At 70.2% G+C, this 25,805-nt stretch carries 22 protein-coding genes and 1 pseudogene; 10 read left to right on the top strand and 13 right to left on the bottom strand.

The window, feature by feature from the left end; translation table 11 throughout:
- Window positions 1-15 precede the first annotated feature (15 nt).
- A complete protein-coding gene (locus ACFVXA_RS35330) occupies window positions 16-2,247 on the bottom strand; it encodes a peptidoglycan DD-metalloendopeptidase family protein (RefSeq protein ID WP_390028262.1) in 2,232 nt (743 codons plus the stop codon).
- Between the two features lie 7 nt (window positions 2,248-2,254).
- Entirely contained in the window at window positions 2,255-2,950 is a 696-nt protein-coding gene (locus ACFVXA_RS35325; RefSeq protein ID WP_390028260.1) for a hypothetical protein, read from the bottom strand.
- Between the two features lie 439 nt (window positions 2,951-3,389).
- Between ACFVXA_RS35325 and ACFVXA_RS35320 the strand changes: the two genes are divergently transcribed.
- Entirely contained in the window at window positions 3,390-3,938 is a 549-nt protein-coding gene (locus ACFVXA_RS35320; protein WP_390028258.1) for a DUF1062 domain-containing protein, read from the top strand.
- A gap of 49 nt (window positions 3,939-3,987) precedes the next feature.
- Here the strand turns inward: ACFVXA_RS35320 and ACFVXA_RS35315 are convergent, their stop codons facing one another.
- Genes ACFVXA_RS35315 through ACFVXA_RS35300 form a run of 4 tightly spaced genes read right to left on the bottom strand, consistent with a single transcriptional unit; the run spans window position 3,988 to window position 6,612 of the window.
- Window positions 3,988-4,362, bottom strand: coding sequence for a DUF4913 domain-containing protein (locus ACFVXA_RS35315; RefSeq protein WP_389749376.1), 375 nt, complete (start codon window positions 4,360-4,362; stop codon window positions 3,988-3,990).
- Window positions 4,359-5,387: a hypothetical protein gene (locus ACFVXA_RS35310; RefSeq protein ID WP_389749375.1), complete on the bottom strand. Its 1,029-nt coding sequence runs from the start codon at window positions 5,385-5,387 to the stop codon at window positions 4,359-4,361. The genes ACFVXA_RS35315 and ACFVXA_RS35310 overlap by 4 nt, the downstream gene beginning before the upstream one ends.
- Window positions 5,384-6,010 (bottom strand): hypothetical protein, encoded by a 627-nt coding sequence (locus tag ACFVXA_RS35305; RefSeq protein ID WP_389512228.1) that lies wholly within the window; start codon window positions 6,008-6,010, stop codon window positions 5,384-5,386. Before ACFVXA_RS35305 ends, ACFVXA_RS35310 begins: the two co-directional genes overlap by 4 nt.
- Before the next feature lie 38 nt (window positions 6,011-6,048).
- Window positions 6,049-6,612, bottom strand: a complete 564-nt coding sequence (locus ACFVXA_RS35300) for a hypothetical protein (protein WP_390028257.1) — start codon at window positions 6,610-6,612, stop codon at window positions 6,049-6,051.
- A 487-nt stretch (window positions 6,613-7,099) separates the two neighbouring features.
- On the opposite strand from ACFVXA_RS35300, the gene ACFVXA_RS35295 reads away from it, so the two are divergent.
- From ACFVXA_RS35295 to ACFVXA_RS35255, 9 genes are all read left to right on the top strand, one after another.
- Window positions 7,100-8,881 (top strand): conjugal transfer protein, encoded by a 1,782-nt coding sequence (locus tag ACFVXA_RS35295; RefSeq protein ID WP_390028256.1) that lies wholly within the window; start codon window positions 7,100-7,102, stop codon window positions 8,879-8,881.
- An 82-nt stretch (window positions 8,882-8,963) separates the two neighbouring features.
- Entirely contained in the window at window positions 8,964-9,230 is a 267-nt protein-coding gene (locus tag ACFVXA_RS35290; protein WP_389512234.1) for a hypothetical protein, read from the top strand.
- Window positions 9,231-9,293: 63 nt separating this feature from the next.
- Complete coding sequence (locus tag ACFVXA_RS35285; protein WP_389749373.1) at window positions 9,294-9,806, top strand: hypothetical protein; 513 nt, start codon at window positions 9,294-9,296, stop codon at window positions 9,804-9,806.
- Window positions 9,807-9,813: 7 nt separating this feature from the next.
- Window positions 9,814-12,774: an ATP-binding protein gene (locus tag ACFVXA_RS35280; protein ID WP_389749372.1), complete on the top strand. Its 2,961-nt coding sequence runs from the start codon at window positions 9,814-9,816 to the stop codon at window positions 12,772-12,774.
- A gap of 93 nt (window positions 12,775-12,867) precedes the next feature.
- Window positions 12,868-13,530, top strand: coding sequence for a hypothetical protein (locus ACFVXA_RS35275; protein WP_389749371.1), 663 nt, complete (start codon window positions 12,868-12,870; stop codon window positions 13,528-13,530).
- A gap of 168 nt (window positions 13,531-13,698) precedes the next feature.
- The gene (locus tag ACFVXA_RS35270) at window positions 13,699-15,882 is read left to right on the top strand and encodes a hypothetical protein (protein WP_389749370.1); all 2,184 of its coding nucleotides are present in this window, start codon (window positions 13,699-13,701) and stop codon (window positions 15,880-15,882) included.
- An 81-nt stretch (window positions 15,883-15,963) separates the two neighbouring features.
- The gene (locus ACFVXA_RS35265) at window positions 15,964-16,749 is read left to right on the top strand and encodes a hypothetical protein (protein WP_389512243.1); all 786 of its coding nucleotides are present in this window, start codon (window positions 15,964-15,966) and stop codon (window positions 16,747-16,749) included.
- A 328-nt stretch (window positions 16,750-17,077) separates the two neighbouring features.
- Window positions 17,078-18,433, top strand: coding sequence for a WhiB family transcriptional regulator (locus ACFVXA_RS35260; protein ID WP_389512245.1), 1,356 nt, complete (start codon window positions 17,078-17,080; stop codon window positions 18,431-18,433).
- Window positions 18,434-18,524: 91 nt separating this feature from the next.
- Window positions 18,525-18,788, top strand: a complete 264-nt coding sequence (locus ACFVXA_RS35255; RefSeq protein WP_389512247.1) for a hypothetical protein — start codon at window positions 18,525-18,527, stop codon at window positions 18,786-18,788.
- 335 nt (window positions 18,789-19,123) lie between these two features.
- Here ACFVXA_RS35255 and ACFVXA_RS35250 read toward each other — a convergent pair.
- From ACFVXA_RS35250 to dnaK, 7 genes and pseudogenes are all read right to left on the bottom strand, one after another.
- Window positions 19,124-19,442 (bottom strand): annotated as a pseudogene (locus ACFVXA_RS35250) (MFS transporter); the annotation flags it as partial.
- Between the two features lie 38 nt (window positions 19,443-19,480).
- A complete protein-coding gene (locus tag ACFVXA_RS35245) occupies window positions 19,481-19,975 on the bottom strand; it encodes a hypothetical protein (protein ID WP_390028276.1) in 495 nt (164 codons plus the stop codon).
- A gap of 35 nt (window positions 19,976-20,010) precedes the next feature.
- Complete coding sequence (locus ACFVXA_RS35240; protein ID WP_390028275.1) at window positions 20,011-21,117, bottom strand: sugar ABC transporter substrate-binding protein; 1,107 nt, start codon at window positions 21,115-21,117, stop codon at window positions 20,011-20,013.
- A gap of 458 nt (window positions 21,118-21,575) precedes the next feature.
- Window positions 21,576-22,022, bottom strand: coding sequence for a heat shock protein transcriptional repressor HspR (locus tag ACFVXA_RS35235; protein WP_362022494.1), 447 nt, complete (start codon window positions 22,020-22,022; stop codon window positions 21,576-21,578).
- Between the two features lie 5 nt (window positions 22,023-22,027).
- Window positions 22,028-23,209 carry a molecular chaperone DnaJ gene (gene dnaJ / locus ACFVXA_RS35230; RefSeq protein WP_362022120.1) on the bottom strand — a complete coding sequence of 394 codons (1,182 nt, stop codon included), beginning with the start codon at window positions 23,207-23,209 and terminating at the stop codon, window positions 22,028-22,030.
- A 33-nt stretch (window positions 23,210-23,242) separates the two neighbouring features.
- Window positions 23,243-23,905 (bottom strand): nucleotide exchange factor GrpE, encoded by a 663-nt coding sequence (gene grpE, locus ACFVXA_RS35225; RefSeq protein ID WP_362022123.1) that lies wholly within the window; start codon window positions 23,903-23,905, stop codon window positions 23,243-23,245.
- A complete protein-coding gene (gene dnaK, locus ACFVXA_RS35220) occupies window positions 23,902-25,767 on the bottom strand; it encodes a molecular chaperone DnaK (protein WP_362022126.1) in 1,866 nt (621 codons plus the stop codon). The genes grpE and dnaK overlap by 4 nt, the downstream gene beginning before the upstream one ends.
- Window positions 25,768-25,805: the final 38 nt, after the last annotated feature.

Raw genomic sequence — 25,805 nt, 5'->3', positions numbered from 1 at the left:
CCCGGCCGAGGCCGCTCAGGCGCCCTTCTCGTTGCCCTTGCCGTCGCCTTCGACCACGTTCGTGCCCCGCGGGATCGGCACCCGGTACACACCGGTGATCTCGTCCTGCACGTCCCAGGTGCTGAACGACACGGTCCTGCCCGGCCGCGGCGCATGGATGATCTTGTGGCCTGCGGGGTCCCAGACGAGACCCACGTGTCCGGACCGGCCGCTTCCCTCCGGCCGGAAGAAGATCACGTCACCGGGCTGGGCCTCGGACAACGGCACCTTGTGCGCGGCGAGGTGGGGTTGCTGCGCATCCGTCGTACCGCCGATGTCGATCTTTCCGTCGCTGGCCATGTAGTAGGCCCACTGCGTGAAGCTGGAGCAGTCGAAGCTGGTCGGGTTCGGCCCCTGAAGGCGCTGGGCGCCGTACACGTACGGAACGCCGACGCCGCGCTGCGCCCAGCCGAGCACCGCCCGGATCACCGGGTCGTCGGCGTCCGGGATGACGCCGGTGGCACCCGCGCCGTCCGGGGCGACGGCCGCGCTGCCGTTCTCCTGGGCACAGTCGGCGTACTGCGCGTCCTTGCCCTCGTCACCGGAGCCGGGGACCGTTCCGTAGTCGGGGCTGGCGGTGACCTTGCCCTTCATCCAGTCCTCGGGGTCCACCATGCCCGGCCCCCGGTCCTGGCCCGCCACGAACGGGTTGTCCACGCCCGGCATCCGCACTTCCCAGTGCAGGTGCGGTCCGGTGACGTTGCCGGTCGCGCCGACCGTGCCGATCAGCTGGCCACGCTTGACCGTGTCGCCGACCGACACCTTGATCGAGGTCTGGTGGGCGTAGAGCGTGATGACGCCGCCGTCGTGCTCGATGTCGGTCTCATTGCCGTACGAGCCGCCCGCGCCCGCCTTGACGACCTTGCCGTCGGCCGGGGCGTAGATCGGGGTTCCGCCGGGGGCCACGAGGTCGAGGCCGGTGTGGTAGCCGAGGCTCCACATGCTGCCGGTCTCGTGGTAGCGGGTGCCGAGCTGGTAGGTGCCCTCCTTCATCGGCCACTGCCAGTTGTTGCCGCCGGTGGTCGGCTTGGCCGAGGGGGCGGCGCGCGGTCCGGCCTCGGGTCCGGCGAGCGGTCCGACCGGGGGTCCGGCGAGCGTCGTGGCCGTCACCGTGGTCGTGTCCGTGGTGTGCGCGGCGGTGTACGCGGCCGGAACCACGGCGGTGGTGGCCCCGTCGCCGTCGGCCGGTGCCAGCGCCGTGGTGGCCTCGCCGCTGTCGCCGGCGGAGCTCTCCAGTGCCGGGGTCGACCAGGACCTGGGGGCCGAGGCGGCGATGCTTGTCGCCGAGCTGGGCTGCGCGTTGTTGCCGACCGGTTCCGGGATGTCCGACTGCTGCCCGAGGGTGGGGAAGCCCGGGTTCTTGTCGATGGTCTGCTTCAGGTGCGCGTACCAGCGCTTGATCAGGTCCTGGTCGCCGGTGAGCGCGCCGCGGTAGCGGGCGGCCTGGGTGAGGACGACCCGCGGATAGATCGTGTTGGCCGCCGTGGAGCCCGAGTAGACCTGCAGCGCCTTCCACGGCTGGGTCTCGGCGTGCTGCGCGTGCAGGAAGTTGGCGGCGGCCCAGGCAGCGTCGTCGATGTTGTAGAGGTCCTTCTCCCCGTCGCCGTTGCCGTCGGCGCCGTAGTCCTGCCAGGCGGGCTTGCCGAACTGGAGGATGCCCATGTAGCCGAGGGAGTTCTTGCCGCCGGGAGCCGCGGATCCGTCCTGCCCGAACTTGGTCTCCTGGTACATCTGCCCGACGATGAGGGTCCAGTCGAGCCCCTCGTAGCGGGCCGCGGCGCGCATCGAGGCGAGGATCATCTTCGGGGGTATCTCGTTGCGGGCGGTCTCGCTCGGCATGTAGACCTTGCCCGCCGGCATGATCGGGTTGGTGGCCGCGGCGTCGCCGGTGCTGCCGGCGTTGGCGTTGTCGGCGTAGTCGCCGCAGGCCGCGGTCACGGCACCGTTGCCGACGCCGCCCACCATGCTGCCGACGAGCATCAGGACGACGACACCCACACCGCCGACGGCCAGACCTCCGCCGCTGCCGAGTATCAGCCACAGCCTGGGGCCGTTGTTCTTCTTTCCGCCGTTCTTGCCGCTGTCCTTCTTGCCGCCGTTCCCGTTCTGTCCGCCGCCGGTTCCGGCGGCGAGCCGGCCTGCCTGTTTGGCCTTCCTGGCGGCCTTCGCGGCCTTCGAGGCAGCCGCGAGTACGGCGGGAGCCACCATCGGAGACTCAGCTCCCCGACTCGTCGGAGGCGCCCACGTCGCCGAGGCCGAAGATGTCGAACCCCGACACCACCCACCGGCCGCCGCTCTGCTTGACGCTCACCAGCCAGCGGTTGGACTCCGTGGTGCTCCGGCCGCCCGCGGTGCGGATGGCGGTCACCTTCACCACGCTGGAGATCGTCCGCCCACTGCCGCGCACCACGTCGTCCGAGATCACCGCGTCGCGTACGACGACGGCCGCCCCCTTCGAGGAGCACTTCTCGGACACGCAGGCGGCCCACGTCCTGCCGGTCGGCAGAGTCGTCTCCTGCTTCATCCGGGTGTCGCCCGAAGTCAGTCGGAGCAGGGGACCGCTCCAGCCCGGGGTCTTGCTCGCGTGGTCGTACGTGGTGAGTCCGGACATGTACTTGGCCATGACCGTGTGGGCCTCGGCCACTTCGGACAGCGCGACGATCGGGGTGGGCGCGGCACCGGCAGGCCCGTCGCCCCCTGCCCCGTCCTGCCCTCCCGCGCTTCCCGAACCGGAGCCCCCCTGGCCGGCGGAGCCGCCCTGCCCGGCGGTGACGGTCGGCGCGGCCGCACCGCCCTTGTCCTGGCCGCCCCCGTCGAAGACGGTGAAGACCGTGAGCACGGCGATCAGGAGAACGCCCAGCACTCCCAGGGCCAACAGCCCCGTGCGCTTGTTCTCAGCAGGCAACTCCACGTTCCCGTGCCTCCCTTGTGCTCTGCCGGTCCGGCGGTACGGGTGAGGTGACCGGGACACGGTAGGGGGAGGGTGCGGCGGGGAGACTCGGGATTTCCCGGGAGGGAAAGCGCGGGGAGACCATCGGGAAAGTGCGGGGAATCGGGCCGGGAGACAGGAGCCCGGTGCTTCGCGCTCTTCCACAGCACCGTCACCGTCGTCGCGATCCGGCTCTGGCTTCGTCCAGGGTCCGCCGGAGGGAACCTGGCGGTGAGGCGCTCGAAAACCGGTGGAACAGCGCCGCGGTCCGTCATTACCGTGCTGCCGGACCAAGTCGTCTGGGCAAGGACGTGCCGTTGTACACCGTGTGAGACCCCCCGAGTGCTGAATCGTCGCGCGTCGCGCATGTGCGCCGCGCTGCTTTCTGCTGCGGACTTCTCACTGAAACCGGTGTACTTCTGTGCTCGAAAACTGGGTGGTCGCGCCCACCTGCCTGCCGCGCGTTCTCCGCCGTTGCCACGCGTGCGCGTCCGAGAGCTTCCGGACAAACGGCAAATTTCGCGTCAATGCAAACCACAAGCTCCTCGACGTCTGGCTCCTCGCGCTCTGTATCGCTTGCGGGGAGACCACGAAGCTCACGGTCATGGAGCGGATGCATGTGCGCTCCATACGACCTGAGCTGCTGGACCGGCTGCATGACAACCACCCCGGTCTGGCAGCTGAGTTGCTCCAGGATCCGGTCGTGCGGCGCCGTAATCGCATCGCCCTCGACTGGGACAACGCCTGGCGCCTCGACACCGGCGGATCGGATCACCTGGACCGCGAGGTGATCGACGTCTCGGTCCGCTTCGCGGCGCGGATCCCTGTCCGGCCGGTGCGACTGATCGCTGAAGGGTGCGGTCTTTCGCGGGCCGAGGTCGACAGACTGATCACGGAGGGGAAACTCGTCTCGGCAGTCCGGCTGAGCGGCAAGCTCTCCGGCGACTTCACCTTCACGCTCAAACGCTGAGCCCTCCTCGGGACCCGGGGCCTGTCCGGCAGGATCCGCCGGGCAGGCCCTAGGCCGGACGCGGGTCCACGGGCAGCGGGTCGAACGGGTACGCCGTGTGCCCGTCCCGGGGTGAACAGGCCGCGAACGGGCCCATGTCCGCGTCCATCAGAACGCGCAGGTGGGGGTCGGCGTGGTGGAGCCACCAGGTGGACATGCCGAGGGCCGGGTCGTGGCGCAGGTGCTCCCAGGCCAGCCACAGGGCGGAGAGCCGAGCGCCGGCCTCGGGGTGTTCCCACCAGGTGGGGCACCAGGTGGCGGCGGAGCCGTTGATGCGGCGCCGCACCATCTGCGCGAGGTAGTCGGAGACGAAGCCATAGACGTCAGGGAAGTAGAACTCGGGCTCGGGCAGGCCGGGTTCGGTGCCGGTTATCGCTCGACTCATCGCTCGACTCCCACGGGCTGGTGCGACGGCGCCGGAGCCGGGGGCGGCACGGAGATCTCGGCGGCGGGGTTGAGGACGCCATGGCCGGTCGGCCCCCGAGGCGCGGCGGGACGGGACACGGGGCGCACCTCGACGCCGGGGAGGAACTCGTTCGCCGCCGTGCGCGGCCGGGCCGCATCGGGCTTAGCGTTCAACTCCTCGTAGCTGTCGGCCAGTCCGAGCCGCCACAGCGCGGCCTCGCGGTTCTCACGCAGCCGCTCCGGTACGTCGACGGCACCCAGCTTCTGGGCGAACTCCTTCGGGGACTTGGTGGGGTCGAAGTCCTGCATGCGCACCTGTGCGCGTACGGCGTCGTCCGCGATCAGCGCGTCGATCTCGGGCGGCAGATGCTCATGGCGCGGCGACGGCAGGGGGAACTTGATGTTCTCCTTCCCGACGTCGGTGTGCGCGAGGAGGCGCGGCAATTCGTCCTTGCCCAGTACCGAGTCGACCCCGATGTCTGCCGCGAGGGCGATGACCGGGCCCTGGGCGGCCTCGGCGTAACGCTGTGAGACGGTGCTCCAGACCTCGGGGGCGAGGGCCTTGAGCTCAGCGTCGTCGAGCTCGTACAGGTCCGCGAGGGTTTCTTGGACAGTCGGCTCCCACAACCAGTACGAGTCCAGCTTCCGGCCCGCCGGGGAGTCCTCCAGTACCTGCACCCCCCTGGACTCGCCGTACGCCTGGGCGAGATAGCGGTGCCCCACTTCACGGGGTGCCCCTTCGGGCTGCGACCTCCAGGACCAGAAGGCCCGTACGTCTCCCCGTTCCGCCGACGTCACCGACTCGCTCGCGGCCACCCCTCGCACGTACGACGGCAGATCGGGGTAGGACTCTCCCCGCTCCTGCGCGGCCTGCCAGTCCGCGTAGATGCCGGTGGCCACGTTCAGGATCTGCTCGGGCGTACGGGGCTTCGCCGCCTCGTGTGCGTCCTGGAGTTGGAGTGCCCTGCCTATTTCAGCGACCGTGGGCGGCGCGGCAGTCGTCACTGGCGCCCATCACCCGCCTCCTGCGGCCGGTAGGCGATCAGACGGATGGTCGAGCCACCCGCCAGGTTGTCGGTCCACGTCGGGAACGACACCGTCTGCTTCAGTACGATGAGCGGCTGCCCCGCACGGTCTCCAAAAGGCGACCAGTACGCGAGCTGGTAGGGACTCCGGGTCCTCAGCCGGAACTCCTGACCGCCCCAGGCACTCTCGTGCGCGGGTTCCGGGAAGTCGGGGGCGTCCCACGGACCGGTCCACGTCGGTGCGCCCAGCGCGCTCGCAACGGCCGCCAGGTGGACCGGCCATGCTTCCGCCGCGGCGGAGAACACCTGCGCGTTCTCCCCGGCCGAGCCGGCGCTGACGTCCCAAGCCAGATAGTCCACCCTGTCCACAGGGTTCCAGGAACCGCCTGCGCCGAAGGTCAGTTCACCGCCCGTCCGCGTGTGGACGATCAGGTTCCCCTCCACGTTCTGCGACTCCCAGCCGTACCGCGCACACCACTCGCGGAACGCGGGCGAGCCGCCCTGCGGCGGGCCGGCCCAGACCCAGGGCCAGTCCACGCCCCGCAGCGCGGCCAGTTCGGCGGCGAGTTCCTGGGGCGTGCGCCCCGTCTTCTCCGTCAGCATCGGTTCCCCTCCGGATCGGCGATCAAGTCATTGAATGATCAGGTCAGGAAGATACCGAGCAGCAACAAACCCACGACCACCGCGCCCATCACCATGCGGGCCGTCGGGTCCTCGCGTTCCCACAGGTCGTGGACGACCGCCCAGCCGGTCATTCGGGCCGCGCGGCCACCCTGGAGGCGGGCGCCGGCGCTCTGCCGGTCCTCGTCCGGCTCGCCGTGGTCCGCCGCCGGCTCGTCGTCCTCGTCGATGCCGGCGGGGAGACCCTGCTGCTCCTGGGCGACCAGGACGAGCTGTTCGAGGAGTTCGGGCATGGTGTGCGGAGTGAGGGGATGGGCGACCGTGCCGTACGGGGTCTGCATGCAGAGCCGGGACTGCCAGGGGTTGCCGGGCTCATAGCCGTCGACCCAGACGCGGTCGCTCTGGAGAACCTGCTGGACCTGGACCTGTTGGACCTGTTGGACCTGTTGGACGTGCGGGCCCTGCGGGACGTACGGGACCGCCGTGGTCGATGCCGACCGGGCCGACGGGACCTGGTGAGGTTGCTCGGGCGTGTCCCAGGCGCGCGGGTCCGGGTGCTGCGGTTGCCCGTTCTGGTCGCTCAACTCTCGTCCTTCGCCGGGTCCATGGGGTCTGTGGGTGTACGCCCACCGCGCTGCGGCCGGGAGGTACCCAGCGCATTGTGGTCCGAGGGGGCGTCGGCCGGGGCGGGCGGACAGGCCCGCTTTCCTCACCTCTCCCCCGCACGTTTCCCGGCACCTTTCCCGCTGCCCGCGGTCCGGGAATTCCCCGACTCCCGGCGAGGAAAAGGCGGACGGCCCTGTGGCAGGTCTTTGTCACACTGCCTGCGCACCTGGCCGGGCCAGGGCTCGTCGTCGTGAAGCGCAGCGGCGGACGGGGAACCGACTCGCTGGAGTGACCGACTCGATGACAGACCACAGCGGCCCTGCTGACGCGGTCGGCGCAGGCCAGCCTTCCGGGCATCCCGGGTCCTTCGGTCCTCCTCCTCCGCAGCAGGCCTGGCAGCACGCACCGGCCCAACAGGCCCAACACGTCCAACAGGTGCAACAGGCCAACTCCCAGCCTCAGCAGATGCCCACCGACGCCGCCCGCGCGCAGGTCGCCGCCGCCTGGGTCCGTGGTACGCCGCAGGCAGGCCAGGCCGCCGTACCGGCACTGCCCCCGCGCGAGACCCGCCCACAGGGCGAGTCCAAGAAGGAGAAGCGCGAGCGGGAGCGGGCCGTGCGCAAGGCCGCGTACGAGCAGAAGAAGGCGGAGAAGGAGCAGCGCAAGAGGGGCGGTCAGGCAGCGGGTTCCCCCGCACGGCCCACCGCCCTGGCCCCCGCTCCCACCACCGCCGCGACCGCGCCCCCGGCCGACGCCACCGCCGCCCCCTCCGCGCCTCAGCCCACCTCCCCGGCCACTCCCTACGCCACGGCCCACGCCGGCACCGCCCCGGCCACTCCCTACGCCACGGCCCACGCCGGCACCGCCCCCACCCCCGTCATTCCCGCTGCCCAGGCCGCCGCCCCGGCGCACACCCCCACCACCGACACCCCGGCACCGATCACCGCCGCCGCTGCCGCCGCCCCCGAGACCGGCGCCCCTGTCGCGGCCCCCGCGGGCGGCACCGCCGGCACACCGTCCAGGACCGGTACGCCCCTCGCCGCGGCCCCCGCCGCCAAGCCCGGCGCCCGCACCCGTGCGGGCGGCGACTTCGACGTCCCCAGGCCGGGCGGCCGTATCCCCGCGGGCGGCCGTCGTACGCACGTGGCGCTGCGCGCGACCCTGCTGGTCACCACCTGTGTGTTCGCGCTCGGCTCGTGCGGAGTGATGGGGCTGGTCATCGGCAGGTCGTCGGGACCCGGCACGGCCGGGCTGGACGCCGCGGACGCGGCGCGCTACCGGCTGACCGAGTTCCCGACGCGGCAGGCGGCGACGTTCGCGGAGCAGTACGCGATGCTCTGTCTGACCTACTCCCCCGCGACCGCGTCCAAGCGCCGGGCGGACCTCGCCCGTTACGCCTCTTCGGGCGTCGACGCCGAGTGCGGCTGGAACGGCGAGGGCTATCAGACGGCCGTGACGGCCACCTGGGACGGGACCGCCGAGAAGCTTCCCGAGTACGGCGATCACGGCCGCTACCTCGGCGTTCAGGTACGGACGAAGAGCGGTGACCTCACCACGGTGACCGTGCCCGTGTATGTGAAGGACCTCGCGTCCGGCGAGGGCATGCGGATCGCCGGTGACGTCGGCGAGATGCCGCTGCCGGCCCGCGCGGACGCCCCGGAGGTCGACCAGAACGACGAGGTCGTGGACGACGCCCTGTCCCAGCAGCTCCAGGAGAAGGTGCTCCCGGGCTACTTCGAGGCCTGGGGCGCATCGGACTCGACCGCCATGGCGCGCTTCACCGCCACCGCTGCCACCCTCACCGCGACCACGGGCCTGGGCGGCCGGCTGTCCGACCCGACGATCAACGACGTGGTCGCGCTGGTCCCGAAGAGCGTCCAGGGCACCGACCCGTACAGCTACAGGTCCGGGCAGTCCGTGCAGGTGCGGGTGGTCGTCGACTGGGGCGACCCGCACGGCGAGACCGTACGCCGTGCGTACCGGCTGACGGTGGTGAACACGGCGCAGGGCTGGTTCATCAGGGACATCCGCGGCGGCGTGCTGGACGCGCAGGGCGGCCGGGCGGACTCCGCGGACGACGGACAGCCCGCCGACGGGGGCGACGGTTCCGCGGCCGACCCCACCGGCGGAGTCACCCCCTCGGCCTCGGGCGACGCCTCGACGGCCGGCCGGTCGTCCAAGGGCAAGGGCCCCGCCAAGCCCAGGTCCACGTCCACGTCCACGTCCACGTCCACGTCAAAGCCCTGACCGGCCCCCGGATCCCCGGCCCGCCCCACTCCCGTACCAGCCACTCCCGTACCAGCTCACCCACCATCCGAGAGGAATCACCGTGTACCTGGCCGCAACGACCATGGAGGACATGTTCGGAGAGATCGAGACGATCCTCCGCAACGCGGGAACGATGGTCGCCGTCATCGCCCTGCTCATCCTCGGCATCCGGATGCTCATGTCGATGAAGCGCGGCGACGGCATGCGCGAGGCCTTCCAGGGCTTCGGCATGATCGCGCTCGCCGCCCTGATCATCGGCGGCGCCACCGGCCTCGCCGGTGTCCTCATCGACCTCGGCGGCCAGATCGGCGGCGGCAAGGGCAGCTGAGCCCGGTCCTGACCGGCGCACAGGTGCAGGCCGCCCACCCGAACCCCGAGGGGAGTCAAGCCGATGGCGCAGGAAGCGCACGAGCCGCTGGTCGCGTACGACCACACCGATCTGGTGAACCGCCCCAAGCGGATCTGGAACTGGGGCAACATCCCCCTGCCGGGTCTGCTGCTGCCCGCCCTGGGCGCGGCCTTCGGCTTCGGGCTGCTCTGGCTCATCCTGCTGTTCTCGCTCTCCGCCTTCCTCCCCTTCCTCGGTATGTCGATGTGGACGTCGGTCCTGTACTTCGGGCCGCCGTTCGCCGTCTACTTCGTCTGGGGGCGGCCCCTGCCCTCGGCGCTGACGCTGAGTCAGCAACTGGTGGTGTGGGTCGACTACTGGTTCCAGCCCAAGCGGCTCCAGGGACTCGCCGCCGATCAGGAACCGGAGGACCTGCGCTGGCAGGTCATCCTCTGGGCCCCCGGGTCGCCCCGCTGGCAGTCGCGGTACGACGCCGCACGCCGGGCCGCCGCCGAACGCGGCACCTCGTTCTCCGCCTCCGTCGCAGCTTCCCCTTCCCACGACACCACAGGGTGACTTCTCCATGTTCATGATGATCCTGCTGGGCGGGGCGGTCGCCTTCTTCGTGGTCGCCATGATCATGGCCGCCGGCTCCGGCAAGAAGAGGCAGGGCCAGGGCCGGCCGGGCGGCCGCGCCAAGGCGTCCTCCAGCGGCAGCGGCGGCCAGTCGGCCCGTCGCGAGGACCTTCGCCTCCCCTACCGCTACGCCGACGACCTGGTCTTCGTGCACGGCGACTCGGTGTGGACCGGCCTGGTGCTGCCCACCGCCATCGACGAGTACCTCAACTCCGCCGAGTTGCAGGCGATGGCCGAGGGCCCGGCCCGCGGGCTGCTCAACCTCGCCCGCGGCGACCGTAACGTGGAGTGCCACTACCGCAAGGTCTACCAGCCGATCACGGCCCTGAACTGGGCCGAGGACCTGAACGCCATCGCCTGGGACCCGACCGACAACTACAAGGCGTACAACCTCCGCAAGGCCGACTACCAGGAGCGCATCGGCGCCAAGCGGGAGCGCAACATCCTGCTGGTGAAGCTGGGTTCGATCAAGCGCAACGGCGGGACCGGGGTGCTGGCGGACGGCGATGAGCCCTACGACGAGCCCGGGCTGCTGCACGGCGTGCGCGGGGCCGCCGACCAGGCCGCGGCCGCGGCCACCGGCGTCACGGACGAGTACCTGTCTCCCGCCGTACTCGCGGAGTGGACACAGGTCGCGATCGAGGTCCACGAGAGCCTGGAAGGCCTCAAGGGCACCCCGCTCACCCGCGAAGAGCTGGTGTGGCTGATCCGCAAGCCGCTGCACGGCGATCTGGCGGTGCCGCCCGAGCCGGTCCTCGGATCGCGCGCCTGGGGACCCGACCAGTTCGACCTGGTCGTCGACTTCTCCGGCGAGAACCGCAAGACGCACATCGTGCTGCATCAGTACGACGAGGTGACGGGCGAGCAGCAGACCAGCTACACCACCACCCTGGTCGCGGCCAACTGGCCTGCGGAAACCCGCTTTCGCCAGTCGACGGCGTGGGCGCGCTACGCCGCGCAGCACGTGGACTTCCCCGTCGAGATCGACATGCGCTTCACCCTGATCCCGTATCTGAAGTTCAAGGACCGGGCCGGCAAGATCCACGGCAACCTCGTGGACGAGATGAACGACATGGCCAACTCCGGCCGCACCCCGGACACCAAGCTGGGCAGCCAGGTCACGCGCGCGCAGGAGCTCGTCGACGACATCGAAGAGCACAAGATGCCGGGCATGGAGGCGCAGATCCGTTTCACGATCTCCGCGCCCGATGTGAAGGAGCTGGAACGCCGCCGTCGGGTCCTGGAGATGCAGTTCAAGCAGGACCTGAAGGTCACGCTGCTGCGCCCGACCCGCCAGCAGTGGCGCCTGCTCCAGTCCCAGCTCCCCGGCGACGCCCCCAAGTTGCCCATCGCCCCCTACCTCCGGCTCCAGGAGGTCGAACAACTCGGCGCCGGCCTGCCCACGGCCGGCACGGAGTTGGGGGACAATCCGGAGCAGCGTTCCGGCAAGCGCCTCGGCTGGGTCGGCAACCTGGTGGGCTGGGCCGGGAAGATGCCGGTGCACTACTCCCTCCACGTCGGCCCGGCCCGCAACGACGGCGGCGGCCTCGCCATCGTCGGCGCGTCTGGCGGCGGAAAGTCCTCGCTCGCCCTGCAGAAGTTCTACGAGGAGTCGGAGTCGGGCGTGCGCTGCCTGGTCATCGACCCCAAGACCGACTTCGCACAGCTCTGCTACTACCTGGCCTTCGGCGCGCAGGTGAACGACCCGTCGTTCGCCGCCGACGCCGAGGCGGGCCTGCTGGGCAGCCCGCAGAGCCGTTTCCAGCCGATCAACCCGGAGTTCTGGGCCGAGACGGAGGTCGTCGACCTCCTCAAGGGCCAGGCGGGAGTCCTGGACCCGTGGGTGATCGCCCGTGACGTGCCGGCGGGCCGCCTGCTCGCCGAGTCGATGCTGCGCGGCTTCCTCGGCGACGAGGACTACCAGCGCGTACGGCTGCCCGTCATCGAGGCGATGGCGTCGGTGATCGGCCGCTACAACTCCGCGATCCGGCAGGCCGTCGAGCAGGGCCTGACCGCCCGGGAGGCCGAACAGCGGGTACCCCGCCCGACGTTGTGGCAGGTCGTCGACGAGGTGGTGGCGGCGTACGACCACGCGGTGGCGAGCGGAGACCGGGACGCCATGAAGGACCTGAAACTCGCCCAGATGCTTCTCACCGAGCTGCGCACGCTCCCCTACGCCCGGCTCTCCTTCGCCGAGCAACCGCAACCGCTGTCGAGCATGCGCAAGCGGCGTACGGTCATCACCCTGCGCGGCTTCCAGTCGCCGGCGGCGTCCGACCCGCGCAGCTGGAACCCGGCGGAGCGGCTCGCCGCCACCGCGCTCATGGCGGTCGTCGAACTCGGCAGCCAGATGCTCGACGTCGGCTACGAGAAGAACCCGGTCACCGGCGAGGTCGGGCTGCGCCCCAAGGCGCTCTTCGTCGACGAGGCGTACGTCGTCACCGCCACCGAGAGCGGCCGCGACCTGATGCGCCGCGCACTGAAGCAGGGCCGCTCCTACATGGCCGTCACCGTCCTGATCACCCAGCAGGCCATCGACCTGGTCCAGATCGAGGACTCCGAGGCCCGCAGCGGCGGCGCCAACCAGATCCACACCGTCTTCGCCTTCAAGCAGAAGTCCGCCCAGGAGGCCTCGCTCGTGGCCCCGCTCCTCGGCCGCCCCGAGGACGACCCGAAGGTCATCGCCGCCCTCCAGGACCTCCGCACCGGTGTCTGCCTCCAGCGCGACGCCGACAAGCGCGTCGGCACGGTCGCCGTCGACCTCGTCTTCGCAGAGATCCTCGCCGCCACGGACACCAACGGCACGACGCGGCCCGCCCGGCAGGGCGTCAATCCGCCGGTGGACGTGTGGGACTGGACGTTCTTGCAGGAGGCGGACCCAGAGACGAACGCGTCAGCCGCCGCGTGACCACCCACGCACCCACACACCCACCGACCGACCGACAGACCAATCGACCGACAGACCGACAGACCGACAGACCGACCAGGAGAGCTGACCAGCATGCGCCTGTCCAAGCACCTCACCGCCGGGGCCGCCCTCATCACGCTCGCGACGCTGAGCGGGTGCTGGTCGGACTCCGAAGGCGGCGCGAAAGCCCCGGCCGGACAGAGCCAGGAAGGGACCGGGGGCCAGGAGAAGGCCGACGGAACCGGCCTGCCCGGCGTCAAGACACTGGGCGGCGCGCAGGAGTTCCTCTCCGGGGCGGGGCTGCCCTGCGCCGACATCACCACGGACGAGAACGCGCACGGGACACCCGCCCAGGGCTTCCTCGGCACCACGTACGACGGCGCCACGGAGGAGGAGAAGCGCGATGCCGCGGCCTGGAAGATCAAGGAGTCGGGCTTCTGCGGTGACACCAACTCCGAACTCGGTGGCTGGGTCGTCTATCTGCCCTCGGACATGAAGGCGTTCCAGCGGAACTACCGCGACAAGATCCGCGCGTCGGCGCAGCGGAGCGGGACCAAGGGCAACCTGCTGACCGGCCGCTTCTTCTTCGGCGCGGACTTCGTCGTGGACCCCACCAACTCGCTCAGGAACAGCGGGCTGGCCGAGACCGGACTGCTGATCGAGAACTGCGACCCCGACCTCGAGGTGCCCACCGGCTACCGCAAGCAGGACTCGCTGGTCGAGGGCTGCGTGCTCACCAACTACATCCCCTCCTGAGGCGGACGACCCCGCGCCTCCAGCGAACGGCCGTCCGCGCCGCCGCCCCGGCCGCCCTCGTCACCGCCCCGGCCGCCCTCGTCACCGGCTGCGTACCGAGCGACTGTCTCCCGGCCGACCCGACATCGGCTCCGCGGCCCCACCTCCACGCCTCCAGAAGGAATCAAGATGCCCCCGCGCAATGCACTGCGCCGCAGAATCGGCAGGGTCGGCGCGGCAGTCCGCGCCGGTCTCTTCGTGGTGCTGGCCATGGTGGCCCTCTCGCTCGCCGTGCCGACGTCGGCGTACGCGGACTTCTCCTGCAATTTCACCGGTGACGACAGCTACCAGATGGACACCCCGGGCACCAACGGCGAATCGATCATGCCCGCGGTCAACCAGTGGCAGAAGGGCAACGGCGCCGAGAGTCTGAGCGACAACGCCGGGATGATCACCGGCGCCGTGAAGATGCCCCTCGACGCCGACAAGTACACGCTGTACGAACTCGACGGCATGCGGGGCATGAACTGGTCCATGACCTTCAAGGGCCGTGGAGACGCCTCGGAGGACGACGGCAACTGGGGCAGCGGCGCCGATTCCTGTGCGGTCATGGCCTATGTCAACAACGGCATAGCCGACACGATCTTCAACGGCACGAAGATCCTCACCCGCACGGCCATCTCCATCAAGGAATCCGCGTCCAACCCGAGCCCCCTCGCCGGCCTCTACTCGGGGCGGGACGACGTCGTCGACACGCTGCGCAAGAACGTCCTCGTTCCGGCCGTCCCCGTCATGATCCTGCTGGTCGGCCTCTGGGTGTTCACCAAATGGCGCAGTGGCGACATGCGAGAGGTGTGGGCGGGAATCTCCTGGGCCGCTCTCACCGTCATCGCCGTCACGGCCTTTCTGACCGGGAACAACTACCACAAGGTCGTGGAGACCGCCGACTCCGGTATCGCCAAGGCCAATTCAGCGCTCACCGCGACGGTCCTGGCCGGAGCCTCCGGAGAAATGCAGAGTCCGTGCGACCTGCCGGACGGCTCCTACAACGAGGGGCTGCGCCTGTCGAGCTGTGCGATGTACGACACGCTCGCGTTCCGCCCCTGGTCCCTCGGCCAGTTCGGCGACCCCGGCAAGAACTGCATCTTCAAGAACGACGGCGGCAAGGTGAAGCCGGACGGCTCCTGCGCCCCGAACAGCGCGGGCGAAACATGCAGTTGGGGCAAGGGCGCGCGCTGCGAGGACCTCCGGGTGCGCCAGGCCGTCGCCCAGTCCTGGACCAACAAGGACGAGTTCGCCGGCAAGGACATCGACAAGTACAAGAAGCAGTGGATGCCCATCCGGCAGGACATCTCCGGCGGTAAGGACGCGGGTGACGATGTTCCCGACAAGAACATCTACCCCGTCGCGTTCAACGACTGGGCCGGCAAGAACGCCGGCAGCCGGGTCGGCATCGCCTTCTACTCGATCGTCGCGGCCTTCATCGTCGGCCTGATGGTCATCGTGCTCAGCGCGCTCACCCTGCTCTGGCACGCCGTGACCCTGATCCTCGTCATCATGCTGCCGCTGATCGCCACGCTCGGTATCCACCCCTCGCAGCAGAAGCTGCTCAAGGGCTGGCTGGAGACCTTCGTGCACAGCTTCGTCCTGCGCGCGGGCTTCGGCGTGATCCTCACCGTGCTGCTCGTCCTGTACCAGATGATCCTGCCCGCCAACATCGCCCTCGGTACGCAGCTCCTGATGCTGCTGCTGGTCACGGTCGCCGTCGTGATGATGCTGAAGAAGCTCCTCGCCGGGAACTTCAGTCCGCAGTTCGCGGGCGGCGGCGGAGACGCTCTCGGCATCCGGGACGCGGCGACCGCGGGCAGCGAGAAGTCGGTGGACAGGACACCGGACGCGGTCAAGGGTGCCGGGCGCTCCGTGGGCCGTACGGCGGGCCGGGCGGCGGCCGGGGCGACACGGTACGCCGACAAGAAGTGGCTCGGCGACCGGCTGAAGAGGGGCGGTGTCCTCGCGCCCTCCAAGCGGGACCAGGCCAAGTCGGCGTACAGGTCGTCGCAGGTGACGGACCGGAGCTACGAGGGCAGGCCGGAGAACGGACCGCACCCGCAGGAGCCCGTCGACCCGCAACCGCCCAAACCCCGCCGCCGCGTCAGCGGCACGACCGGCAGCCCGGCGGGCCAGGCTCCGCAGGCCCCGGTACCTCAGCCGGGGCCCCAGCCAGGACCTCAGGGCCAGGGCCAGGGCCGGGGCCAGGCTCAGCCTCATCCTCGCTCCCAGCCCCGGGGGCCCCGTCAGCCCACCGCCCCTCAGCAGGCGCCCCCCGCGCCCCGGCCGGACGAGCCCCGCCCCGACGGCCGCGTTTCGAAGTAGCCGACCGCCCATGGAGCCCGAGCAGACACCTGTCCTCCGCGCCAAGGTGCAGGGCACCGACATCGGAATGTGAATCCTCCCGTGAGCCGCACGACCGCCAGCAGTCCGAAAGCCGGACGCCCGAAAACCAGTTACCCGACCCCCAGTCGCCCGACATCCAGCAGTCCGAAACCCAGCAGCCCGGAAACCCGCCGCACGGAGGCCCCACGCACAGAGGTCCGCCGTACAACGACCGGCCATCCCCGCACCCCAGAACCGCCCGGCAGCCCAAGGCTCGCCCGTGTCGGGCGTGTCCTCCGCCAGGACCCGGCCGACCCCTGGGCCGTCAAGCTGCTCCCCCGCGTCGTCCTCGGCCTCGCCGCCGCCTACACCCTCTTCTCCATCGCGGCGTCCAGCGGCTCCTCCTTCGTCACGGTCTGCGTGCTGCTGATGCTCGGCCTGCTGGTCTGGCTGCTGCGCAGGCGGGGGCAGTTGCTGCTGGCGCTGGCCTCGACGACCGTCACCGCCGCGCTGACCGGGTACTTCGCGGCGGTGGGCGACGCGGCACGCTGGGGTGCCGGACTCGCCGTCAGCGGCACGGCCGTCTTCGGGTACTGGGCGCTGGCCGGGATGGCGCTGCTCGGGCCCTGGATGGTGAAGGAACACCCTGGCCGGCGCGGCGTCACCGTCCTTGTCGTCGATGTGATTCTCGTCATCGCGTCCTGCGTCGGCATGTTCCTGCCGGAGGCCGGTGTACCCGTGGGATTCCTCGGCGTGATCGGGGTCCTGGCGGCGCGCGGCGGCGCCCTGACCACAGCTCACCGCCTGGCCCGACGGGCTCCGGGTGCCTTGTGGCGCTTCAACGCTCGGAGCGAAGGGGACAGTTGATGCGTCCGTGAATGTGGTGAATCGTCACTGTGTGGAGATGGTCCGGACTTTGCAATTGCGTTGCCATCCGTCGTCGGCATGTTCTAGAGTCCCTCGCGATCAAAGATCACCACGGGGGACAACATTCATGCGTATGGCGAGCCATACGACGCTGTCTGCATTGCCTGCACCGCCTGCACCATCCACACGTCCGTCTTCACCGGCGTACCTTCCCGACGCGGCGCTGCCCTGTCAGCGTCGGCCGGATGTCTTCCAGCACCCGCTGCTGGACAATTGCCGGCCTGTGCAGGACGGTTCACCGCAGCAGCGTCACCGTCACCAAGTTCTGATGCGTACCGCGCGCGACCTGTGCGCGTCCTGCCCGCTGTGGGCGGAATGCCTCCAGGACGCGGTCACCCACACCGAGCCGCCCGGCTATACGGCCGCGACCACCGCGGACGACCGGAACTGGATGCGCCGCGCGCTCGGGCTCGGCGACGAGAACGGGGATCTGCCCGACCGTGAGGCCGAACGCGACCGGCCGGAGGAGCTCGTGGCCGAGCGGCGCCGCGGCACGGTGTCCCGGAGGCTGGCCCGGGTGAGGTCCCGGGTGACCGGGAGCGCGTCGCGCTGGACCGACGGGTACGGTGCCGAACTCGCCCTGGTGCTCGACGCGTTCGACGCGCGTCAAGAGCAACTGGCCCAGCAGGAACGTTTCTTGCAGGACGCCCCGCCGTACACCGTCGCCGCTCGGGCGAGTTCACAGGAGTCATTGCAGTCGCAGATCCCACCCGCGAGACGTGTGCCGGTGGACAGCAGGAACGAGGAACCCATGGCAGCGGCCGAGGCCGGGCAGCGGATCGCCTTCTCGCTCAAGGATCCCGCTCAGGCCATACAGCGGGTCGTGCTGGTCCCGCTGATACGGTCCGCCGTGCCGGCCCTCACGAGCGTCGAGCAACTCACAGCAATGCTCACGACCGTCCCCGGCGGAGGTGTCACGCACGAGACGGTGACGGACATCCGTAGGGTGCGGGAGGCCGTCGAGTCGATGCTCCCGCAGGAGCCGGACGCCGCGGACGGCGAGGACGGCCCGGGATCCCAGGACACCGCGGACCGGGCGGCCGTTCCCCTCACCCCGTTCCGGAGTCTCACGGGCTCCGTCTGCGTCGAACTGGCCCTGAGCGACCCCGTGGCCGCGCTGCGCCGGGACTTCCTGGAACCGCTGATGCGCGACCTCGTGGCCTCGCTCTCCAACATCGAGAAGGTCGCGACCATGCTGGCCGCCACGACGGGCGAGGAAGCCGGGCAGGCCGACGATCCCCGCCTCGAGACGATCCGGGCGGCCCTGCGCGGGCTCACGTCCCGCCTTCCGCAGCGCGCTACGCACCCGGCCACGGCCGGCGCCGCGTCGGCACGCCTCGCGGCATCCACCGGGAACACCGCCGACGCGGGACCCGGCCGCCGGTCGTCCACGCCCAGCATCCGGGCCGCCGTGGAGCAGTCCGTGGCGACGCTCCCCGGCCCGTTCGCGGCGCGCGACGTCCTGCGCAGCTTGCCGCCCGGGATGTACGGCGACCCCTCGAAGACCATCAGCAACGTCCTGTCGGCCCTGGTCAAGTCGGGCCTGCTGCGCCGGCTGTCCCGCGGTACGTACGTCCGCGCCCGCGACCTCGATCTCTCCCACGAGCCGGTGAAGAGCGCCTGATCCGCCCCGGGCCGCCCGCCCGGCGTCTCCTCGGCCCGCAAAGGCCCCGTCGCCTCCCCACCCCCGCATGCCGGAAGGACCAGACCCTCCCGTGACCGAACCGATCCCCTCCTCCGCGCCCTCCCCTCAGCCGGGCGCCCAGGTGCGCGTGTTCTCCCCCAACGCCGGGCTGATCGACGGCGTCCCCGTCACCGTCCCGCCCTACGGCGACATCCAGCAGATCGTCATCGCGATCCTCCAGCAGCGCGCCCAGCAACAGGGCGCCCCGACCCCGGCCGTCATCAGGGACGACCGTTACGGCGGCGAGATCAGCCTCCTCATCCACCCGGACGGTTCGACGGAACAGCTGGACTGAGCCCGCCGTCGGCCCCCCTCGGACCACGCACGGAGATGCCGCCGGGCTCCCGCAAGCGGCGCAGCAGCAGCCATCCGACGGCCGGCAGGGCGACCAGCAGGGCCAGGGCCGCGTACAAAGGCGCCCAAGGAGGGCCAGTCATTCCGCCCGACGACCGGGCCGCTTCCGGCGGGCGCCGGATCACTCCCGCCGGGAATCGGACCACTCCCGCCGGGAATCGGATCACTCCCGCCGGGAGTCGGATCGCCCCCGGCGGGAGTCGGATCGCCCCCGGCGGGGGCCGGATCACCCCAGCCGGTGGTCGGCTTGCTCGCGTCGGCGGCAGGCGTCTTGAGGGTGGGCGCCCCGACCGCCCGTACCGCCGCCGCGCACAGGGCCGTGCCCGCGAGGGCGGGGAGTATCAGCAGCGGCGTGGAGCGCAGGCCGTCGCCCGTCGCGAGGGCGGCGGAGACCGCCAACGGGGCGGCGGCGAAGCCCAGGTTGCCGCCCAGGGAGAACCAGCTCATCGCGGTGTGACGGCCGTGGGCTCGCGCCGCGTGCCAACCGCGTGGCCTCCGGGTGGTACGCGGCGACGCCGATCCCGGACACGGCGACCACGAGGAGGGTGAGGGCGTAGGTGCCGGTGACGCCGCTCAGGGCGACCCCGGTCCCGGCGAGCTTCGGCTACACGCCCGGTACGCACCGGGGACGCGTCAGCCCGCCGCCGCCCAGCTCCTGAGCAGTGCCTCACGGGCCTGCCGCCAGGGTGTCGCGCCGCCGCCCTCGACGCGGCCCCACTCCAACAGCCGTGCCACGTCCGCCGAACCGTCCACGAACCGGTCCAGCAGCTCCACCGACAGCTCGTACTCGGACTGCACATAGCCCCCGACAGCGGCCGAGTGCACGGTCAGCTCGGCCTTGTCGTCGTCCGTGCGGACATGGACCTCGAAGGCGGGCGGCGCCTCGCCGCCGCCCAACGCCACGTCGATGAGGGTGTCCACCACGCTGCCCACCAGCCACTTGGTACTCGACCGCACCGGGGCGCCCTGCACGCTGACGGCGCGCACGTCCGCCCAGGGCCAGAACCCCTTCTGGTCCGTGCCCACCGCCTCGATCCCCTCGGGGGTGAGCCGCACGCCGCGCCCGTAGCCCTCTGGCTCGGCACCGACGTGCACGCTCTCCTTGGTGATCCAGAACAGGCCGATCATGGCCACGATTGCCTCCAGGCGGCGGTCCTCGCGATCTACTTCAGGTGGATCGCGTTGCAGGCAGCCTTGTAGCTGGCCGTGCAGATCTCCTTGACCGTGTAGATGCCGTCCTGGATCACCGTGTCCTCGATGTTGGCCTTGGTGAGGTCGACGACGGGCACGAGCTGGGCCGGAATGTCCTTGTTCGTGGGGCTGCTGACCTTGTCGCGGGTCAGCGCGTCGAACTCGATCGAGCGGCCCTGGACCTTCGCGACCGCCATCTCGGCGGCGGCACTGGCCTCCTGCGGGTACGACTTGTAGACGCTCATGAACTGGTCGCCCTTGACGATGCGCTGCACCGCGGCCAGTTCGGCGTCCTGACCGGTGACCGGCGGGACGGAGCTGACGCCCGCGGTCTTCAGGGCGTCGATGACGGCGCCCGCGATGCCGTCGTTGGCGGAGTAGACGCCGGCGATGTTGTTGAGGCCGACGGCCGCGATCGCCTTCTCCATGTTGGCCTTGGCGTTGACCGGGTTCCAGTCCTTGGTGTCGTACGACTGGGCGATGACGACCTTGTCCTTGAGCTCAGCGAGGGCACCCGTCTTGAACTGCGCCGCGTTCGGGTCGGTGGTCGCGCCGTTCATCATGATGATCTTCTTCGAGGCCGAGTTGCTGCCCAGCGCGCCGACGAGCGCCTTGCCCTGGACCTCGCCGACGAGTTCGTTGTCGAAGGAGATGTACGCGTCGATCGGGCCCTGTGCCAGCCGGTCGTACGCGATGACGGGGATGCCCGCGTCCTTGGCCTTCTGCACGCCGCTCGCGATGGCCTTGGAGTCCACCGCGTCCACCAGGATGACGTCGACCTTGTCGTCCACCATCTGCTGGAGCTGGGTGTTCTGCTTGGCCGCGTTCTGCTCGGCGTTGGCGTAGACGACGTGGCCCTTGTTGCTGGTGAGCTTCTCGACCTGGTCCTTGATGATGGGGTAGTCGAACTTCTCGTAACGGGAGTTTTCCTTCTCCGGGAGGAGCAGGCCCACCTTGATGTCGTCGCCCTTGGTGGGGCTGGCCTTGGTACCGCTGCCACCGATCCCGTCCACGACACCGCAGCCGGCCAGGGTGACGGCCATGGCGGACGAGGCCAGGGATATGACGGTGCGACGCATGCGGGTGTTACGAGTGTTCACATCAGGTGCCTTCCGGGCGAGGTTGCAGCATTGCGACCCAGGTGGCTGAAAGCCAACGCGGCGATCACCTCAGCGTCAAGGAGTAACCACTTAACGAGATGGCAACAGCGTTCTGTGTTCCCCAAGTGAACACGATGGGAAGAGGGTACGCCCCCGTATTCGATCAATCCCCTCAGCTTCACCTTCTGTCACACACGGCCGTACGACGGCAGGCGACCAAGTCCCTTGCGCGGCACCCTGATCGGCAACAGCTTTTACCTGCCGTTGACGATCAGCACCGATCGTGACTTGTCAGGCCTTGTCCGGACTGATGGAGCGGACCAGCCGTATGCGGTGCGAGGAACCGACCAGACCAGCCGCGTGCGGTACCCGGACAACGCGCGAAGGGGCCGGGAGGTTCGATCACCTCCCGGCCCCTTCTCACCTGCGCGTGGGAACTACTCCGCCGACCGCTTGGGTCGCCACACCACCAGCGCGCTCGTCTGCTGGACCTCCTGGTACGGGACCAGGTCGCGGCGGTACGAGGCGTGGACGGCCGCCTCGCGCTGCCGCATGGCGGCTGCCGCGCCGTCCAGGGCCGACTCCAGCTCCGCCACGCGGGACTGGAGGGCGGCGACCTGGTTCTCCAGCTCGATGATGCGCTTGATACCTGCCAGGTTGATGCCCTCGTCCTGCGACAACTGCTGGACGGTGCGCAGCAGTTCGATGTCGCGGGCCGAGTAGCGCCGGCCCCGCCCGGCCGTGCGGTCGGGGGAGACCAGGCCAAGGCGGTCGTACTGACGGAGGGTCTGCGGGTGCAGGCCGGAGAGCTGGGCCGCCACCGAGATGACGTAGACCGGGGTTTCCTCGGTCAGTTCGTACGGGTTGCGTCGACGGCCGTCCATCACGCTCATGCTCCCTTCGCGGCCTGGAACAACTCCGCCCGCGGATCCTCACCCGCGGTCGCCTCGCGATACGCCTCCAGGGCGTCACGTGCCTTGCCCGACATGTCCGTGGGGACCGCGACCTCGACGGTGACGAGGAGGTCGCCGCGTGTGCCGTCCTTGCGGACCGCGCCCTTGCCGCGGGCCCGCATCGTCCGGCCGTTGGGCGTGCCCGGCGGCAGCTTGAGCGTGACTGCCGGTCCGCCCAGGGTGGGCACCTTCACCTCGCCGCCGAGCGCCGCCTCCGCGAAGGTGACGGGCACGGTGACGGTGAGGTTGTCGCCCTTGCGGCCGAAGACCGGGTGGGAGCCGACGTGCACGGTGACGTACAGGTCGCCCGCCGGGCCGCCCCGTTCGCCTGGAGCGCCCTTGCCGCGCAGCCGGATCCGCTGGCCGTCGCTGACGCCCGCGGGGATCCGCACCTGCATGGTCCGGGACGACTTGGCGCGCCCCGAGCCCTTGCAGATCTCGCAGGGGTTCTCCGCGATCAGACCGCGGCCCTTGCAGTCCGGGCAGGGGTCGGTGAGCGAGAAGCCACCGCCCGAGCCGCGGGCGACCTGCCCGGTGCCGACACACGTCGGGCACACCCGCGGCGTGCCGTTCGCGTCGCCGGTGCCCGAACAGGCCTTGCAGGGCGCCTGCGAGGTCATGCGGAGCGGAACGGTCGCGCCGTCCACGGCCTCCGTGAAGCTCAGCGTGACCTCGGTGTCGATGTCCTGGCCGCGCCGGGGCTGCGTACGGGTGCCGGTGGTCGCGCCACCGCGGTTGAACAGGCCCCCGAAGACATCCCCGATGCCGCCACCGAAGCCGCCTCCCGCACCCTGGCCCTGGCCGCCGCCTCCGAAGAGGTCGCCCAGGTCGAAGTTGAAGGAGCCGCCACCGGCGCCGGGACCCGGACGGAAGCCGCCGTTGCCGAAGAGGGCACGAGCCTCGTCGTACTCCTTGCGCTTCTTGGGGTCGCCGAGCACGTCGTTCGCCTCGGAGATCTCCTTGAAGCGCTCCTCGGCCTTGACGTTGCCCTTGTTGGCGTCCGGGTGGAACTCGCGGGCGAGCTTCCGGTACGCCTTCTTGATCTCGGCCTCGGTGGCGTCCTTGGGGACGCCGAGGACCTTGTAGAAGTCCTTCTCGATGAAGTCCTTGGTGCTCATCCTCGACGTCCCTCCTCTCTCATGCGTTCAACGTCAGCCCTCGTCCGGGCCACCGCTCTCCTTGTCGTCGGCCGCCTCGGACGACGCCTCGTCGGCCTTGACGGTCTGCGCCCCGGGCTGGGGCTCGGCGACGGCCACCCGCGCGGGGCGGATGGTGCGCTCGCCGATGCGATACCCCGGCTGCAGAATCGCCACGCACGTCGTCTCCGTGACGTCCGGCGCGTACGAGTGCATCAAGGCCTCGTGGATCGTCGGGTCGAAGGGCTCGCCCTCCTTGCCGAACTGCTGAAGCCCCATCTTCGCCGCGACGGTCTCCAGCGACTCGGCCACCGACTTGAAGCCGCCGACCAGTTCGCCGTGTTCCCGCGCGCGGCCGATGTCGTCGAGCACGGGCAGGAGCTCGGTCAGGAGGTTCGCGATGGCGATCTCCTTGACCGCGATCCGGTCGCGCTCGACCCGGCGGCGGTAGTTCTGGAACTCGGCCTGGAGCCGCTGGAGGTCCGCCGTGCGCTCGGTGAGCGCCGTGCGCGCCTGGTCCAGCTGGGCCGTCAGGCCTACCAACTGTGCTGCTGCGTCCCCGTCCGGGGCCGCCCCCTCCTCCGAGGAGGAAGAGGCGGTCTGCGGCTCGGCGTCGTCAGAGGTGGCGCCGGAGGGGACGTCAGGCTTCTCGTCGAAACCCGGGGTCTCCTCCGTCACGCGGCACCGTCCTTGCGGTCCTCGTCGACGATCTCGGCGTCGACGACGTCATCGTCAGCCTTCGGCTGCTCGGCGCCGGCGGCACCCTCGGCGCCACCGGCCGCCTGCGCGGCCTGGGCGTCGGCGTACATGGCCTGGCCCAGCTTCTGCGAGACGGCGGCGACCTTCTCGGTGGCCGTACGGATCTCGGCGGTGTTGTCACCTTCGCCGGACTCGCCCTTGAGCGCGGCCTTCAGCTCCTCGACGGACGCCTCGACCTCGGCCTTGACGTCACCGGGGACCTTGTCCTCGTTGTCCTTGAGGAACTTCTCCGTCTGGTAGACGAGCTGCTCGCCCTGGTTGCGGGTCTCGGCGGCCTCGCGGCGGGCGTGGTCCTCCTCCGCGTACTTCTCGGCCTCCTGGCGCATCCGGTCGACCTCGTCCTTCGGCAGCGAGGAGCCGCCGGTGACGGTCATCTTCTGCTCCTTGCCGGTGCCGAGGTCCTTGGCCGTGACATGCATGATGCCGTTGGCGTCGATGTCGAAGGCGACCTCGATCTGCGGGACACCGCGCGGGGCCGGCGGCAGACCGGTCAGCTCGAACATCCCGAGCTTCTTGTTGTACGCCGCGATCTCGCGCTCGCCCTGGTAGACCTGGATCTGCACGGAGGGCTGGTTGTCCTCGGCGGTGGTGAAGATCTCGGACCGCTTGGTCGGGATCGTCGTGTTCCGCTCGATGAGCTTCGTCATGATGCCGCCCTTGGTCTCGATGCCGAGGGACAGCGGGGTCACGTCGAGGAGCAGGACGTCCTTGACCTCACCCTTGAGGACACCGGCCTGGAGGGCGGCGCCGATGGCGACGACCTCGTCCGGGTTCACACCCTTGTTGGCCTCGTTGCCACCGGTCAGCTCCTTGACGAGCTCGGCGACGGCGGGCATACGGGTGGAGCCACCGACGAGAACGACGTGGTCGATCTCGGAGAGGTTGATGCCCGCGTCCTTGATGACATTGTGGAACGGCGTCTTGCAGCGCTCCAGAAGGTCGGCGGTCAGCTGCTGGAACTGGGCGCGCGTGAGCTTCTCGTCCAGGTGCAGCGGGCCCTCGGCGGACGCCGTGATGTAGGGCAGGTTGATCGAGGTCTCGGTGGACGAGGACAGCTCGATCTTGGCCTTCTCGGCGGCCTCGCGGAGGCGCTGGAGGGCCATCTTGTCCTTGGCGAGGTCCACGCCGTGACCGGCCTTGAACTGCTGCACCAGGTAGTCGACGACGCGCTGGTCCCAGTCGTCACCACCGAGGTGATTGTCACCGTTGGTGGCCTTCACCTCGACGACGCCGTCGCCGATCTCCAGCAGGGACACGTCGAAGGTGCCGCCACCGAGGTCGAAGACGAGAATGGTCTGGTCGTCCTTGTCGAGGCCGTAGGCCAGGGCGGCGGCCGTCGGCTCGTTGACGATGCGCAGGACGTTCAGACCGGCGATCTCGCCGGCCTCCTTCGTCGCCTGACGCTCGGAGTCGTTGAAGTACGCGGGAACGGTGATGACCGCGTCCGTGACCTTCTCGCCCAGGTAGGCCTCGGCGTCGCGCTTCAGCTTCTGCAGGATGAACGCGGAGATCTGCTGGGGGTTGAAGTCCTTCCCGTCCAGGTTGATCTTCCAGTCCGTACCCATGTGCCGCTTCACGGACCGAATCGTCCGGTCCACGTTCGTGACCGCCTGGCGCTTGGCGACCTCGCCGACGAGCACCTCACCGTTCTTCGCGAAGGCGACGACGGACGGCGTGGTCCTGGCACCCTCGGCGTTGGTGATGACGGTGGGCTCGCCGCCCTCCAGAACGCTGACGACGGAGTTAGTCGTGCCCAGGTCGATGCCGACCGCACGTGCCATTTCAATTCCTCCAACATGACTTGAGTGGAACGGACTCA

It is taken from the genome of Streptomyces sp. NPDC058246 (assembly GCF_042881985.1).
Taxonomy (GTDB): Bacteria; Actinomycetota; Actinomycetes; order Streptomycetales; family Streptomycetaceae; genus Streptomyces.
The sequence above is the reverse complement of the archived record's forward strand: the minus strand, read 5'-3'. Positions and strand labels throughout refer to the sequence as shown.

Bases quoted from the DNA above. Each gene is read 5' to 3' on its own strand.
- dnaK (WP_362022126.1), bottom strand. From the start codon at position 25,767: ATGGCACGTGCGGTCGGCATCGACCTGGGCACGACTAACTCCGTCGTC.
- ACFVXA_RS35240 (WP_390028275.1), bottom strand. From the start codon at position 21,117: ATGCGTCGCACCGTCATATCCCTGGCCTCGTCCGCCATGGCCGTCACC.
- ACFVXA_RS35305 (WP_389512228.1), bottom strand. From the start codon at position 6,010: ATGCTGACGGAGAAGACGGGGCGCACGCCCCAGGAACTCGCCGCCGAA.
- ACFVXA_RS35315 (WP_389749376.1), bottom strand. From the start codon at position 4,362: ATGAGTCGAGCGATAACCGGCACCGAACCCGGCCTGCCCGAGCCCGAG.
- ACFVXA_RS35270 (WP_389749370.1), top strand. From the start codon at position 13,699: ATGCCCCCGCGCAATGCACTGCGCCGCAGAATCGGCAGGGTCGGCGCG.
- ACFVXA_RS35295 (WP_390028256.1), top strand. From the start codon at position 7,100: ATGCCCACCGACGCCGCCCGCGCGCAGGTCGCCGCCGCCTGGGTCCGT.
- ACFVXA_RS35275 (WP_389749371.1), top strand. From the start codon at position 12,868: ATGCGCCTGTCCAAGCACCTCACCGCCGGGGCCGCCCTCATCACGCTC.
- ACFVXA_RS35280 (WP_389749372.1), top strand. From the start codon at position 9,814: ATGTTCATGATGATCCTGCTGGGCGGGGCGGTCGCCTTCTTCGTGGTC.
- ACFVXA_RS35330 (WP_390028262.1), bottom strand. From the start codon at position 2,247: ATGGTGGCTCCCGCCGTACTCGCGGCTGCCTCGAAGGCCGCGAAGGCC.
- ACFVXA_RS35245 (WP_390028276.1), bottom strand. From the start codon at position 19,975: ATGATCGGCCTGTTCTGGATCACCAAGGAGAGCGTGCACGTCGGTGCC.
- ACFVXA_RS35235 (WP_362022494.1), bottom strand. From the start codon at position 22,022: ATGGACGGCCGTCGACGCAACCCGTACGAACTGACCGAGGAAACCCCG.
- ACFVXA_RS35285 (WP_389749373.1), top strand. From the start codon at position 9,294: ATGGCGCAGGAAGCGCACGAGCCGCTGGTCGCGTACGACCACACCGAT.
- dnaJ (WP_362022120.1), bottom strand. From the start codon at position 23,209: ATGAGCACCAAGGACTTCATCGAGAAGGACTTCTACAAGGTCCTCGGC.
- ACFVXA_RS35260 (WP_389512245.1), top strand. From the start codon at position 17,078: ATGCGTACCGCGCGCGACCTGTGCGCGTCCTGCCCGCTGTGGGCGGAA.